Raw genomic sequence first — 14,243 nt, 5'->3', positions numbered from 1 at the left:
CTCAGTCCGGCCAGCGCAGCATGCCGTCAAAACGATGCTTGCTGCGGTTTTCGAACGGGGTGGCGATGATCTCGTTCGAGGCACGAGCCTTGTTGAGCTCTTCCGCAAGGCGGACGGCGACGATCTCTTCCTGGCCAGGGTGCAGGTTGCAGGGATCGAGATAGAAATGCTGATGCTCGACCTCGTGGTCGCGCACGATGACCGGCGGGTTGCCTTGCGACAGAGCGGCAGCGAGATCCCAGGCGGTGATGTGGGCCTCCGTCGGCGATATCACCACCCGCAAGCGGTCAAGCGGATTGTTGGTAGGATCGGGCTCGATCAGTGCCGTCACGCCCGGGCGATCGTCCAGTTCGTTCTTCCAGAGGTTAAGGCAGGCGGTCTCACGTTCCCGGATAGCCGCATGATCGCGATTTTCCCATGCTTCTAACGCAGCCATGACGCCATAGACGCTTTCCTTGCCGACCTTCATGCCGCGGCCGATCCCCATGTTCTGCAGGAAGGCGCTGCGCACCAATTCCTTCTTGCCAGCGACGATGCCGGAGGTCGGGCCGCCGAGGAACTTGTGGCCGGAGTAAAGCGCGATATCGGCTCCTTGCGCCAGGAAGAGCTTGAGATCGTATTCGGAGGCCGCATCAACGATCACCGGAACGCCCTTCGCGTGGGCGATCTCGACAAATTCGCTAAGATGAAGCAAGCCGTAGTCGACAACATGATGCGACACGACATAGACGGCCGCTGCCGTTTTCTCGGTAATGGCATGTTCCATATGGAAGCGATGCGTCGAGGTTGCCTGCCCAATCAAGACGACCTTGCCCCCGGCGAGGCGAATGGCCTGATCAACCGGCGCGCCGTAACTGACAACATGGCCCATCTGCACGAGGACTTCGTTCTTCTCGGGAGAGACATCGGGCAATTTCTCGATGGCCAGGAGATTGTCGCCGGTGATGGCGCCGGCGACGGCGAGGCTTATGCCGGCCGAGCACGATGCGGTGACAAAGCCAGCTTCACCACCAGTCAGCCGTGCGATGACGCCGCTTGCCTTGCGTTGCAGGTCGTTGATCTCGACGAACTGCGGCAGGATCGCTGCCATCGCCTCTATCGCTTCCGGCACGACGATCGATGCGCCGAGGCTTGTCATGGTGCCGGACACGTTGATGACCGGGCGCAGGCCGATCTTGGTGCGGATATCATCGGACATTCTATTTCTCCAGAGTGGCGGCAGGTTGCAAATTGCCATCGACAGTTATGCCATAGTAATGTAATAGCTTCTCGTTATCAGACGAGGAACGTTGAATTGGACACCAAGAGCTCATCCGCAGCCCCCCTCTACGAGGCCGCATCGATCGAGGCGGCCGACGCAAAAGGCGCGCGGCGCTCTCGCGTCAGCGGAATTGACCGTGCCTTGCAGGTAATTGATTATCTTTACGAAACCGGTTCTCCAGCGGGTGCTTACGCAATTGCCAAGGCAGTCCGGGCTCCGCTTTCCACCGTCTATGTTATCATCGACGACCTGGTCGAAAAGAACATGCTGGCTCGCAACTCGGATGGGTCGATCTGGCTTGGTTCGCGCCTCTATCATTATGGCCTCGCCTATGCCCGGTCGCTGGACTTCATGAGCGTTGCCACGCACGAGATGCACGATCTCTGCCGGCAGGCCGGCGAAACCGTGCAGGTCTGCGGTCGCGACGGCGATTACATGCTTGTGCTTGCGATGGCGGACGGCCCAAGCCATTTTCAGGTTGCCTCGCGTGTCGGCACGCGCGTGCCATTGAACTGGACGGCGTCCGGAAGGCTTCTTGTCGGCCACCTGCCCGAGAACGAGCGGGTAGAATTGTTCAAGCGCTGCGCCCGCACCTCGCCGACCGGGCGCGCTGAGATCGATGCGCGCACGCTTTCTGATGCCGCAGGCAAGGCTTTCGGGGAACGACTGTCTATCCAGGTCGCCGAGTCGGACTACGCGGTTGCCTGCATCGCTTCGCCGGTCTGCGACCGGGAAGGCCAATGCGTTGCCACCATTTCGATCGTCCTGCCCGAACAGAAGGTTCTGTCCGACGAAAGCCACTACACCGAACAGGTGCGAGCTTCGGCGGAGCGGATCGAGAAGTTGATGGGATGGCGCAACCACTGACCTGACCTCCTCAGTCGTTGAGCGAGACGATCGCCTCGATCTCGACAGTGATGTTGCCTGGCAGGGAGCCGAAGCCAACGGCGGAGCGAGCATGCTGGCCGGCCTCGCCGAAAACCTCGATAAGGAGGTCCGAGCATCCATTGATGACGCTTGGATGGTTTTCGAAGTGCGGCACGGCGTTGACCATGCCGAGCAGCTTGACCACCCGCTTCACCCGGGAGAGGTCGCCGAGCGCGTCATGCATGACGGCCAGCAGGTTGATGCCGGTAAGCCGTGCATGCTGATAGGCTTCTTGCGTGCTCACTTCGCTGCCAACCTTGCCGGCGTGCAGATGACCGTCCGCTTCCCGCGGGCCCTGACCCGACAGATAGAGGATGTTGCCTTCGCGAACATGGGTAATGAAGTTGGCGATGGGCGGTGGAGCTGATGGCAGCGTAATGCCGAGCGCTGCGAGCCGCTCGTAGGGTGTCGGTACCGCTGCTGCGGCCTTTTCTGGGGACGTGTCCACGTCTGCTCCTATCATGCGGTTTGGACCTTCCGCTCAGCGCCACGAATAGCCGTGGCTGTGACGGACGAGCTTGCGGGCACGCGGGATATAGCGGCTGGCCGCGATCGCCTCCGATCCGATCACCGCGTATCGCGGTTCAAACAGCTTCTGCAGGCGGGAAACGTCGCCGTTGGAGTCGGTCGCTTCGAGATCGCCATCGATGAGGTCGAAGATGGTGAAATCCGCCCTCTCGCCAACGCAAAGACGGTTTTCCATCGACAGCTTGATGACCGAGGCCGGTGCGTGCGTCACAGCCTCCACGACCTTGTCGAAGGGCATGCCGACGGACAGGAGCTTCGACATGGTGGTCGCGAGATCCCAGACCGGGAAATTCATCGAATGACCATGCAGGTCGGTCGAGATGGAGAACGGCAGAAGGCCGCGTGCGATGGCTGCTTCCGCCACCTTGAAGGAGAAGGATGCGCCGCCATGGCCAATGTCGAGGCGAATACCTTCGCCAGCGCAACGTTCGGCGAGATTGAAGAGGTCCTCGTCTTCCATGATGCTCGACCCGGCCTTGCCGTTGAAGCAATGGGTAACGACGTCTCCGGGACCGAGGATCTCAAGCACTTCATCATAGAGCGCTGGCGGCTCGCCGACATGGACCATCATCGGGATCTTGAGGATCTTGGCGATCTTCTTGCCGAGCTTGACAGGCGTGACACCCCAGGAACCGGTGATGACATGGCTCGCCCGTACCTTCAGGCCGACAATGTGTTCGCTGTTCTCAGCATAGCATTCGAGAATGCGGTCGAGGTCGATGTCTCTGATATCGCGCAGCTCGGCAACGCGGTTGCAGGCGACAAGGCCGATCGAACCAAGATTGAGGAAAGCCTTGATGCGCTCTCTCGACGGCTCGATGATATATTCGCGGAAGCCGTGGAAGTTGGCTTCCCCCGCTGATCCGGCATCAACCAGCGTCGTGACGCCTCGCTCGGCGCCGCATTCCGACGGACGGATCGAAATGTCGGTGCCGCCGTGCCAGATATGGACGTGAAGATCGACCCAGCCGGGCGAGATCCAGGCTCCCTTGGCGTCGACGCGCGCGGCATCTGCTGGCGCGGCGAGCGTCGGGCCGATTGCGGAGATCCTGCCGTCGGCGCCGACAAGGATGTCGGTCGTGCTGCTGGAGGGGAAAGCCGCGCCGAAAGCCATAGGCTTTACATTGGTGATGAGGAGCGGCTTGCCCGCTTTTTCACCGGTCATTCTAAAGGTCCTTTCGAAGTCTTGGATCGAGCATGTCCCGGAGACCGTCGCCAACCATTTGCAGCGACAGTACGGAGAGGATGATGGCGAAGCCCGGGAAATAGGTCATCCAGTCGGCCTGGCCGATATATTGACGGCCGGCTGCGATCATGGTTCCCCAGGTCGGGATTTCGGGGCTGACGCCGAGGCCGAGGAAGGAAAGTCCGGCTTCGGCCAGCATGGCGCTGGCAAACAGGAAGGTGCCCTGCACCAGGATCGGCGACAGAAGATTGCGAAGCACATGCCGCGTCATGATATGGAAGGTGGAAATGCCGAGCGCCTGCGCGGCCTCCACATAGGGTAGCTCGCGGATGACCAGGGTCGAGGCGCGAACGATACGCGCCAGGCGCGGCGAGTAGACGATCGACAGGGCAACGATGACCGTCGTCAGCGATGGCCCGAGAGCTGCGACAAGAGCGATAGCCAGGAGAATATCGGGAAAAGACATCATCGCGTCGATCAGGCGGGCGATCGGCGTATCGAGTTTCTGGAAGAAGCCGGCGAGCAGACCGAGCGTGACACCGATCAATGCAGAGAGCACGACAACGGCGGCGCCAACCAGCAGCGACAGCCGCCCGGCATAGATGGTGCGTGAAAACACATCGCGGCCGAACTCGTCGGTGCCAAACCAGAACATTTCACTCGGCGGCTTGAGCCGGTTGACGATCGACAGCTTCGAGGGCGAGTACGGCGCAATCCAGGGCGCCAATGCCGCCAACAGCACGAAGATGGTGAGCACGATGATGCCGGCGGCGACCGTCTTGCGTCTCAACAGGCGGCGAAGAAATTTGCTGCGCTCGGCTGCGGCGGGTCTCTCGGTGGTGGTTACGATATCAGCCATCAGTAGCGCACCCTTGGATCGACCAGCAGATAGAGCATGTCGATTGCGAAATTGATGAGGACGTAGAGGCCGGCAATGACCAGCAGTGCGCCCTGGATGACGGGGTAGTCGCGTCTGAGAACGGCAGAGACGACGAGATTGCCGACCCCCGGAAGGCCAAACACGGTCTCCGTTACAACAGCACCTGAAATCAGCACGGCGGCAGTGAGGCCAAGCACTGTCAGGATCGGGATCAAGGCATTCTTCAGCGCATGCTTGAGGACAACCTTGCGTTCGACCAGCCCCTTGGCGCGCGCGGTGCGAATGTAATCGTCGCCGAGCACATCAAGCATCGAGGCGCGCGTGAAGCGCAGGATCAGCGCCGAGGAGACAAGGCCGAGGGCCAAGGAAGGCAGCGTCAGGTGGTACATGCGCTCAAGAAAGGACGCGCCGGGGCCGCCGTATCCGGAGACAGGAAACAGGTTCAGGCGCACGGCGAAGAACTGCATGAGAATGAGGCCGAGCCAGAAGCTCGGGATGCTTGCGGCCAGCATGGCGATGGTGGTCGACAACTGATCGATGAACGAGCCGCGTCGGTAGGCGGCATAGATGCCGATCGGCAGTGCCACGACACTTGCAATCAGGAGCGAGAAGATCGTCAGGAAGAAGGTCGGTTCTGCGCGTTCGAGAAGCGCCGACGTCACCGGCATGTTGAGGAAGATCGACTGGCCAAGATCCCCCTTCAGAAGCTGTCCTATATAGAAGAAGTATTGAACAACGATCGACTGGTCGAGACCGAGGCGCGCGCGCAATTCGGCAACGTCCTGTGTTGTTGCATCAGGGCCGAGCATGACTGCGGCGGGGTCGCCGGGCGTCACACGCACGATCACGAAGACAATCGTGACGACGAGAAACATCACAACGATCATGCCAAGAAGGCGCTGTAGGATGTAGCGTATCATGGAAAGCGGCTCCTGTGTCCAAACACAGCACGATCCTGGACGGATGCCGGCCTCAGGACCAGCACCCGGCACGCGGGGTTACTTCTTGATCGATGCGTTCCAGAAGTACGGCCAGGGGGCGGGATCGACACCCTGAAGCTTCGTTGACATGGCCGAGACGGCGTTGAAATCGCCAATCTTCATGAACGGCACCTCGTCGTACATCGTCTTCTGGACGTTGGCCCAGAGTTCAACGCGCTTCATTGGGTCGATCTCGGTGGTGAACGCATCGACGGCACTCTTGCGCGCCGGCGTGTCCCACCATCCAGGCGAGCTCGGAGACAGGGAGCCGATCAGGGCCGGTTCCGGAAGGAACGGGCTGTGGCTGATATAGATGTCCCACAGCGCCTTGTCGGTGCGGCGCTGTGTCAGCGTCGCCCAGTCGACAACCTGGAGGTCCACCGTAAAGCCCGCCAGCTTCAGATACTCGGCCGCGACCTGGGCCATCTTGTAGTGGAACTCGTACTGGCGGCTGGTCAGGATGCGGATGGGCTCAGCGTTGTAGCCTGCCTCCTTGGCAGCTGTGGCTGCGCCTTCCGGATCCGCGACATTGTAGTTGCCTTTGACACCTGCGTCCGTGCTCCAGGCGAAGTTGCCAGGATAGATGTTGCCATCCGCCGCGTAGAAGTCCGTACCGCCGAAGGCGGCTCCCATCATGTCTTCCATACTGAGCGCCTGGCGGATTGCCTTGCGGATCGCAACGTTCTTTGTAACGCCGGCAGCGGTGTTAAAGACGAATACCGGATAGCCAAACGGCTTCAGGAGCAGCGGCTGGGTTGCCGTTGACGACTTGAGTTTGTCGTAGGATTCGACCGGCAGGGAGTCGATATAGTCGTATTGGCCAGAGACGGCGGCCTCGACGCGGGTGTTGGCATCCGGCACCGGTACAAAGCGGATTTCGTCGAGATACTGATGGCGGGCGCCACCATAACCATCACTGTCGCCGGAGCGCGGCTTGTAGTCATTGAAGCGGACGAGCTGGATATATTGGTCAGCCTTGCGCTCCTTCAGCATGTATGGGCCGGTGCCGATGAAGTCCGTCATCGTGTCGGCCTGCTTTTCCGCGGGAATGATGATCGCAGCGGAGTTGTTGAAGGCAAGCAGCGAGACCAGTGGAGCGTAGGGCTGTTTCAGCTTGATCGTGACGGTCGATGCGTCGGTTGCAGTGATCGATTCGATAAAGCCAGCGGCCTGTTTTCCACGTGAAGCAAGCTTGGTCCAACGGTTGAGCGAGGCAACGACGTCGTCAGATGCCATGTCGCTGCCGTCATGAAACTTGATGCCCGTGCGCAGCTTGATCGTGTAGGTCTTCCCGTCGGCGCTAACCTCAGGAAGGCTTTCGGCCAATAGCGGCGTTACGGCCCACTTCTTGTCGAACGTATAAAGCGTCTCGAAGATATGCTGCGTGACGATACCGACAAGGTCGGCTGTCGACGTCATCGGATCGAGTGTGGGCGGTTCGCCAATCGTAGCGACGTTAATCACGCCGCCTTTTTCCTGCGCCAGCAGAAAAGACGGTGTTGCGATCAACGCCGTGGCGACAAGGAATGCCAGCTTCATTCTCATATCCATCTCCCGTTTTGTTCCACAGTTATGTTATATGCACTTTTATAAAAGAATACATGGAGTGATGGTGGTGTCAATGGCGGGACGCGACACGAGTAGCGTGAATGCGTTCGTGAAGATGAGCGGAACAAGGTCGAAGGACGCCGGCAGTTGGAACCAGAGACCCGGCAGCGCCGACAAACAACCGGTACACCGACGCCGAAAAAGGCTCCCTGCGTGATGTTGGCGAAAGTGGCCACTTTCTTTCCACAGGAGCGGCAAGGGCGATGCTTTGGCTCGAGCCAACAACGATTGGTTCGAGCCGGACGCCCCGGCTTTACCGGAGCAGGAAAGTCGATTGGCCTATCGCCGTGAACGCGAACGCGATCGCCACAGCAGAGCGATCGGGTAAGGCCGTCCTCGAGAGTGGCGACCGTTCGGCTGCCGGCGAAGCTGAGCGCATCGTTGCCAAACGGCCGGACGTGATCTTCCACCTCGCCGCCATCGTGTCAGGTGAAGCCGAACTCGACTTCGACAAGGGCTACCGCATCAACCTAGACGGCACCCGTCACCTGTTCGACGCAATCCGTGTCGGCCACGGCCAGGATGGCTACAAGCCTCGTGTCGACTTCACCTCTTCGATCGCCGTCTCCGGTGCTCCCCTTCCCTATCCGATCCCGGACGAGTTCCACACGACGCCGCTGACGAGCTACGGCACCCAGAAGGCGATAGGCGAACTCTTGCTGTCGGACTAATCGGGTCGCGGCTTCTTCGATGGCATCGGCATCCGCCTTCCGACCATCTGCATCCGCTCGGGTATGCCGAGCAAGGCTGCCTCCGGTTTCTTCTCGAATATTCTGGGCGTGCAGCCGTCCGCTTCCTGATCGACGGCGCGACGATCAGCGTCGAAAAGTTGGCCCGCGGCGCAACCTTCCATGCCAGGTCTCAGCGCGACTGTTTGCGAACAGATCGAGGCTCTGCGCCGTGCCGCGGGCGAGAAGGCCGTATCGCTCATCCGTCGCGAGCCGGACGAGATGATCATGCGCATGGCGCTGGCAAGGCAACCGGTTTCGAGGCGAAGCGCGCCATCGAACTCGGCTTCACCGCTGAGAAGTCCTTTGACCGCACCATCCCCTCTTTTTGGTATTGTTTTTATTGATGTTTTTGCAGAGCACGTGGATCCTTTGTGGCACAGTTTGTGCGGGGTTTGTGTCGCGCCGCAGATGGCCTTGTCGACCGGTCGAACCTTCAACAAAATTTATGCTGGTTGATAGGGGAGGCCGCTTTTTCAGATCTGGCCGGCGGCGCCGACCCTTGCTGGTGCCCAAAGACGAATCCTTGCCCGTGCCGGGTCCGCCCTTTTCGTGGCGCCGCAGGGTAGCTCCTGATTACGCATAGTTGCGGGTCAGTCTACTTTAACGGACTTCATTTTATTTGCTCGGACTACATCCGCGAGCTTCTTGCGCATCTCAAGAAAGAAGTCCTTTGGAACCATCCCGTAGTCGCAACGGGTGCTGTCGTGAGGAAGGGGAGCCAGCCGGTCCGAGGGCCATTCGAAGCGATTGACCTCAGATACGCGGACGTAGTTGGCTTCTTGATCCAATCCCATGGCCTTACAGATGTCCTCTGGGATTAGAATAGACACGTCTTCTTCCCCGATTTCAGGAAACGAGTGGGTGATAGGAACCACTGTGACCATACCTGACTCGTTTGAAGCGAGCACAATCGCGCAGGGCCGATCTTTCCTGAAGTGATCTTTGTACCAAGTGTAGCCAAAACGGATCACAAGACCCGGAACAGGGTCTGGGAGCTTCACTTCGAGATCACGCCATACTGTGCGTTTTCGATCTCAGCCAAAAGATCATCGTCAATCTCGCTGGCATGAAGAACTTGGACTTCCCGACTTTTCAATTTATTGAAGTGTTCGAGTTCCTTTGGGCTAATGTAGGCGCCTACCACGCGGTCGTGCGAAGTGACCTCGATCACACCAGCTTCGTAAACCTGGTCGCGAATTTTTCCAAACTGGCGGGAAAAAGCGCTGGCAGGAACTTGAATTGCCATATGCTTGTCTCCTTATATTGAGTACGCAAAATACGTAATTTGCGCAAAATATCAAGGCCAATTCAATATTGGTTGCCGCCTGTCCTGATGGGGTTCCGGAGCCGTTGGCGCTAAGGCTTCAGGAACTTCACATTTCTGAAGGCGTGGATTCGCCAGTCGGCTCCAAGATCGAAACGATAGCAACGAGCGGCTGAGGCGTGCATATCGTCCTCGCCGGCCGGCGCGACATTAATTTTCCATCTGGCTGCAGACGGGAGTCTTGTGGCGGCGGCGGGCCTCGGCAAGGGAACGCAGTCGCACGCGATCCGGCTCGCCGAAATGCTGAAGAATGCGGGACGCGTACGGATCCGGAGGTGCTGAGGGACCCGACCTCGAAGCTAAAATTCCTGCTTCGAGCGGCGTGAAGGTGGTGCGGCGGAGGTCAAGCGAAGGACGGCGTCGGTGCCAATGTCAGACCCTGGAGAACAGCTATCCTTCGAACATGCGGAGGGCCCCCTGGAGAGGCCTCCGGTCCTGTCGTTCGAGGCTCCTTGCATGCGGGTAGGACGGCATGCTCCTGCAGCCGAAGCGAGGGCCCAGACCTGTCCCGGCATTTCCTCCTAAGGTCGCCTTCAAACTTTCACATCGGCGGCACGATGCCGTGGGTGCCGACAACGACGCGAAGGGCGGATATCGAGCCATCGGCAGCCCGTTCTGACGGAATGAATACTGTCGCACCGCTCTTGATGTCGCTCTCGGCGGCCGGAGCGAAGGTGACGACGGGCGTGCCGTCCGGAATGGAGATTTTCTTCTCACCGCCCTTGTACTTTACCGTCACGGTTCGGCCGTCGACCGATTTGACCGCATCGGCCACGGTCGCGTTGGTCATCGAACTGTTTGGCTTCAGGTCCCAGGCATAACTGCCCTCGCCGGTGCCTTTCATTGCGGCAGGGAAAATCAGCACTTCGAGTGCCCCATCACCACCGCCCGCGGTAGGCAGGGACGCGATGCCAACGAAATCGCCTGGCTTGATGTCGTCAATCGACGCCTTGGCGACGCTCGAAACCTTCCAGCCGTCCTTGAGCATGATCTTGGCATCGGTGCCTTCGCGTGTCTTCACCGACAGCGTGCTGCCCTCGAGGCTTTCGACCGTGCCGCGGACGCGGATCGGGTCCGCAGCGTTTGCCGAAAAGCCCACGGTGACGGCCATCAACGCGCCTGCAAGCAACGCAAAACCGGTTTTGAAAATAGGGGACATCTGCTCTTCCTTCTTGAAACCCTGACATCGAAACGGCCGGCGGATGCGGGTTGAAACCGTCGGCTTCCTCGAGGCGCTGCCAACAGGCCGGCCCCGCGAACATCAAATTCCGGCGTACCATTCGTAGCCGCGGTCTTCCCAGAACCCACCATTGCCGCCATAAAGACCAGACAGATCGGCGAGCGCCTCGATGCGCATCAGGTATTTTGCCTGCTTGTAGCCGAGCTGCCGCTCGACCCGGAGCCTGAGCGGCGCGCCATGCGGCACTTCGAGGTCCCGGCCATTCATCGCATAGGCGAGGATGGTTTGCGGATGGAAGGCGTCGACGAGATCGATGCTCTCGTAATACCAGCCGCTGTTGTCGAGTGTTTTCTCGTATTCGTCGGCGCAATGGAAAACGATATAGCGCGCCTCTGGCTTCAGGCCGACCTGATGCAACAGGGCGCCGAGCGGAATGCCGGTCCACTGGCCGATGGCGCTCCAGCCCTCGACGCAGTCGTGCCGGGTGATCTGGGTTCGCGACGGCATCGCTTTCAACGCGGCGAGCGAGAAAGCCGCCGGACGCTCGACCAGACCGCCGACCTGCAGCTGCCACGTCTGGAACTTCCGGCCGAGCAGCTCCTGATATTGCGCCCCGTCCGGCATGCTCGTGCCATTGGCTCGAAAGGTCGGCGAGATGTCCGCCATGGTGAATTCCCGCGCGAGTGTGTCATCTCCGATCAGCAGGCGTTGCGTGCGCATCGTCAGGCCCTCGGCGATCTTCAGGACCGACTGCACTTTCGGGTTTTCGACCAACATGTCGCAGCCGCTGAGACCAAGCGCCGATGCGCCAAGCGTCGAGCCAATCAGAAATCGGCGGCGGGTTATGAGGCGGCTCATGGCTTTGGCTCCGTCTGGATGGCGTAGCGACCGGTGATCATCGAACGCATGTTGTTAAAGACGCCGGACACCAGAACCATCGCAACGTGGACGACAACGAAGGCAACGAGTGAGCTGGCGGTAATGAAATGCAGCGTCCGGGCCGACTGACGACCGCCAAAAAGATCGATGAGCCATGGTGCGAAAGCATCGAACCCCGGTGACATGGTGAGGCCCGTGGCAATCATCAGCGGCAGAGCCACGAAGATCACCAGCAGATAGGTCAGCTTCTGCAGGGCATTGTAGCGGCGCGCTTTTTCGCCCCTGGGGAAACGCAGTCGGGCATGGTCGACAATCTCCTGAGCCAGATGCGCGGGCGCCAGTTCGTCAGTCGTCGGCAACAGGTCGCGGCGGAAATGGCGGGTAAGAAGACCGTAGCCCAGGTAAACCAGGCCGTTGACGACGAACAGCCATGCAAAGAAAAAGTGCCACCGGCGCCCGGTTGCGAGATCCTGGTAGCTCGGGAGCGTGATCCAGGCGGGGAACCCGCGCGCCGTGGGTTCGCCATCGACATTCGATACCCCGAGCGTTCCGGTCGTGTCGAAGGAAAGCCCGCCGACGCGAGTGACACCCCGGATGGCATCCCCCTCTTCCACCGCCTCCAGGGAGAGAAAGGATGGATCGCTGTCAGCACCATATTGGCCCCAGTAAAGGGCCGGATGGGCATTGAAGATCTGCAGCCCGCTGAACAGCAGGACCGTCATGCACAACACGTTGAGCCAGTGCGACAGGCGCACAGTCAGGCTGTGGCGACGGATCAGCCTTCGTCCGCTCGTCATGCCAAGATCAGCAGTTTCCATTGATCGCGTCCTCACAGCAGTCGTCATCTTGCTATACGGCGCCACCCCCGCCGGAGTTTCACCGGCAAAGGCGCCACCTGATCACTTCATCGCATCGCAGCTCTTCATCATTTCGGTCTTCTTCATGCTGTCCTTCTCCATGCCGGCCTTGTGCATGCAGTCGGCCCTGTTCATGCCCATCTTCATGCTGTCTGTTTTCATGGAGCCGGTCTTCATGCTGTCCATTTTCATCGTGTCGGGCTTCTTCATCGTGTCCGTGCTCGTCTGTGCGCTGGTCCCGCCAGCGGCAAGGAAAAGACCGAGAAAGACCGTGCCTGCAGTGACGGCGAAAGGATGAATGCTCATGCTGGTTCTCCCAGGTTGCGTGGTCGCCGCAGGATGCGACGACGGTCACATTGGCTCCTTCGGCCGCAGCGCTGACCGGTTACAAGCATCACGGTCATGTGATCGTGAAAATTCTGTCGCTTCAGTTTTCTCGCTTTTCCTTTCGCCCGCGTGTAACGGTTTCCTCATCTGGCCGTATGAGTGCTCATAGACATGAAGCAATTGACCGAGCCCGAGCTGAAAGCCCTGATGCTCTTGTCCCTCGATGGCGACGAGGCGGCATATCGCTGTCTGCTCGAGATGCTGCGGCATCTGCTTGCAAGCTACTACTCGCGACGGCTTTACCGCTCAGCCTCGGCCGACGTTGAGGACCTTGTCCAGGAAACACTGCTCGCCCTGCATCAACGCAGGATCACCTATGATCGGGGCAGGCCGTTCACGGCATGGTTCTTCACCATCGCGCGCCACAAGCTGGTGGATCACCACCGCAGGACGGGTGGACGTTCCTATCTCGGACTGGAGATGGTCGAAGACATGGTGGACGCCTATAGCGAGGATTCGATCGCCGCGGGCATGGATATCGACCGGTTACTGAAAAGCCTGCCGGCATGGCAGGGTGAGATGATCCGGGATGTCAGGCTCAAAGGACATTCCGTCGCCGAAACTGCGGTAAGCAGCGGGCGCAGCGAAGCCATGGTCAAGATCAGTGTGTTCCGCGGCATACAGGCAATGGCGGCGAAATTGAAAGGCGAAGGTAAGTGACGACCGATGACCTCATCAACGCTCTGGCAAGAGACCTGCGGCCGGTTTCGCCGGGTGCGCTCGGGCGGCTGCTGGCATTGGCTCTGGCGCCTGGTCTTGTGCTGTCGGCAGCCCTGATATTCTTTGCGCATGGCTTGAGGCCCGACCTGTCGACAGTGCTTCATCTGCCGGCCTTCTGGGTCAAGTCCTTCTATCCGCTGTTGCTCGCGCTGACCGGCATCGGCGCGCTGATGATCGTCGCTCGACCGGGTGGCGTTCCACGCAGCTGCGGTATTGCCGCTCTTGTCATCTACCTGATCCTGGTCGCACTTGGCCTGTGGCAGTTGCACGCATCTCCGGCAAGCGACTATCCGGCATTGATATTCGGCATTTCCTCCTGGTTTTGCCCGCTCATCATCCTTGGTGCGGCCCTTCCGGTCTTCGCCGCCAATATCTGGTTCCTGCGCCGCGCGGCCCCCACCCATCTTCGTCTGGCGGGATTTGTCGCCGGCATCACGGCTGGGGCCGTTGGTGCCTGGACCTATTCCTGGGGCTGCATCGAAAACGGACTGCCTTTCGTAGCGCTCTGGTACACGCTCGGCATCGTCCTGTGCGGCATCCTCGGCGCGTTGACATCGCGGTCGCTACTGCGCTGGTAAGCCAAGCCGGACTGGAGGTTCAGGAAACTTCTAAATTAAGTGCAATGGAACCGGCGAGAGGCAATCGCGCGGGGGCTTAACAGGAATTCGAAGGCTCCAGATTGGCCCCGGGCAAGCGATGCACCGTGATACCTGCATCTGTGTGTGCGCCGAAGGAAAACTGCCGCAACTCGATCCCGGCATTTGAGCGAGACATGGCCCAAAAGCAAAAAGCCTG

The 14,243-nt window shown here is 59.8% G+C and carries 15 protein-coding genes and 1 pseudogene; 4 read left to right on the top strand and 12 right to left on the bottom strand.

Going from position 1 to position 14,243, the window contains the following annotated elements:
- Position 1: 1 nt before the first annotated feature.
- Positions 2-1,198 carry an aminotransferase class V-fold PLP-dependent enzyme gene (locus AC1DPR_RS06315; RefSeq protein WP_477815925.1) on the bottom strand — a complete coding sequence of 399 codons (1,197 nt, stop codon included), beginning with the start codon at positions 1,196-1,198 and terminating at the stop codon, positions 2-4.
- 96 nt (positions 1,199-1,294) lie between these two features.
- Between AC1DPR_RS06315 and AC1DPR_RS06310 the strand changes: the two genes are divergently transcribed.
- Positions 1,295-2,128, top strand: a complete 834-nt coding sequence (locus AC1DPR_RS06310; protein WP_018855588.1) for an IclR family transcriptional regulator — start codon at positions 1,295-1,297, stop codon at positions 2,126-2,128.
- A 10-nt stretch (positions 2,129-2,138) separates the two neighbouring features.
- Here AC1DPR_RS06310 and AC1DPR_RS06305 read toward each other — a convergent pair whose 3' ends face one another.
- The 5 genes from AC1DPR_RS06305 to AC1DPR_RS06285 form a co-directional block, all read right to left on the bottom strand.
- Positions 2,139-2,651, bottom strand: a complete 513-nt coding sequence (locus AC1DPR_RS06305; protein WP_026371560.1) for a RidA family protein — start codon at positions 2,649-2,651, stop codon at positions 2,139-2,141.
- Between the two features lie 18 nt (positions 2,652-2,669).
- Positions 2,670-3,881, bottom strand: a complete 1,212-nt coding sequence (locus AC1DPR_RS06300; RefSeq protein WP_477815924.1) for an amidohydrolase/deacetylase family metallohydrolase — start codon at positions 3,879-3,881, stop codon at positions 2,670-2,672.
- Between the two features lies 1 nt (position 3,882).
- A complete protein-coding gene (locus AC1DPR_RS06295) occupies positions 3,883-4,761 on the bottom strand; it encodes an ABC transporter permease (RefSeq protein ID WP_169679865.1) in 879 nt (292 codons plus the stop codon).
- Positions 4,761-5,702: an ABC transporter permease gene (locus AC1DPR_RS06290; RefSeq protein WP_477815923.1), complete on the bottom strand. Its 942-nt coding sequence runs from the start codon at positions 5,700-5,702 to the stop codon at positions 4,761-4,763. The genes AC1DPR_RS06295 and AC1DPR_RS06290 overlap by 1 nt, the downstream gene beginning before the upstream one ends.
- 78 nt (positions 5,703-5,780) lie before the next feature.
- Positions 5,781-7,307 (bottom strand): ABC transporter substrate-binding protein, encoded by a 1,527-nt coding sequence (locus tag AC1DPR_RS06285; RefSeq protein ID WP_477815922.1) that lies wholly within the window; start codon positions 7,305-7,307, stop codon positions 5,781-5,783.
- 368 nt (positions 7,308-7,675) lie between these two features.
- Between AC1DPR_RS06285 and AC1DPR_RS06280 the strand changes: the two are divergent.
- Positions 7,676-8,445 (top strand): annotated as a pseudogene (locus AC1DPR_RS06280) (NAD-dependent epimerase/dehydratase family protein); the annotation flags it as partial.
- Positions 8,446-8,691: 246 nt separating this feature from the next.
- Here the strand turns inward: AC1DPR_RS06280 and AC1DPR_RS06275 are convergent.
- From AC1DPR_RS06275 to AC1DPR_RS06250, 6 genes are all read right to left on the bottom strand, one after another.
- Positions 8,692-9,102, bottom strand: a complete 411-nt coding sequence (locus tag AC1DPR_RS06275; protein ID WP_477815921.1) for a hypothetical protein — start codon at positions 9,100-9,102, stop codon at positions 8,692-8,694.
- Positions 9,099-9,347, bottom strand: a complete 249-nt coding sequence (locus AC1DPR_RS06270) for a hypothetical protein (protein WP_477815920.1) — start codon at positions 9,345-9,347, stop codon at positions 9,099-9,101. Before AC1DPR_RS06270 ends, AC1DPR_RS06275 begins: the two co-directional genes overlap by 4 nt.
- 619 nt (positions 9,348-9,966) lie before the next feature.
- The gene (locus AC1DPR_RS06265) at positions 9,967-10,584 is read right to left on the bottom strand and encodes a hypothetical protein (protein WP_477815919.1); all 618 of its coding nucleotides are present in this window, start codon (positions 10,582-10,584) and stop codon (positions 9,967-9,969) included.
- A 102-nt stretch (positions 10,585-10,686) separates the two neighbouring features.
- Positions 10,687-11,463 carry a molybdopterin-binding protein gene (locus AC1DPR_RS06260; protein ID WP_477815918.1) on the bottom strand — a complete coding sequence of 259 codons (777 nt, stop codon included), beginning with the start codon at positions 11,461-11,463 and terminating at the stop codon, positions 10,687-10,689.
- On the bottom strand, positions 11,460-12,302 hold the full coding sequence (locus AC1DPR_RS06255) for a cytochrome b/b6 domain-containing protein (protein WP_477815917.1): 843 nt from the start codon (positions 12,300-12,302) through the stop codon (positions 11,460-11,462). The genes AC1DPR_RS06260 and AC1DPR_RS06255 overlap by 4 nt, the downstream gene beginning before the upstream one ends.
- 81 nt (positions 12,303-12,383) lie before the next feature.
- Positions 12,384-12,647 (bottom strand): hypothetical protein, encoded by a 264-nt coding sequence (locus AC1DPR_RS06250; RefSeq protein ID WP_477815916.1) that lies wholly within the window; start codon positions 12,645-12,647, stop codon positions 12,384-12,386.
- Between the two features lie 192 nt (positions 12,648-12,839).
- Between AC1DPR_RS06250 and AC1DPR_RS06245 the strand changes: the two genes are divergently transcribed.
- Positions 12,840-13,388, top strand: coding sequence for a sigma-70 family RNA polymerase sigma factor (locus tag AC1DPR_RS06245; RefSeq protein WP_477815915.1), 549 nt, complete (start codon positions 12,840-12,842; stop codon positions 13,386-13,388).
- Positions 13,385-14,026, top strand: coding sequence for a DUF1109 domain-containing protein (locus AC1DPR_RS06240; protein ID WP_477815914.1), 642 nt, complete (start codon positions 13,385-13,387; stop codon positions 14,024-14,026). Before AC1DPR_RS06245 ends, AC1DPR_RS06240 begins: the two co-directional genes overlap by 4 nt.
- Positions 14,027-14,243 lie beyond the last annotated feature (217 nt).

It is taken from the genome of Rhizobium sp. 01T417 (assembly GCF_056398905.1).
Note: the sequence above shows the minus strand (reverse complement) of the source record. Positions and strands in the feature narration are given on the sequence as shown.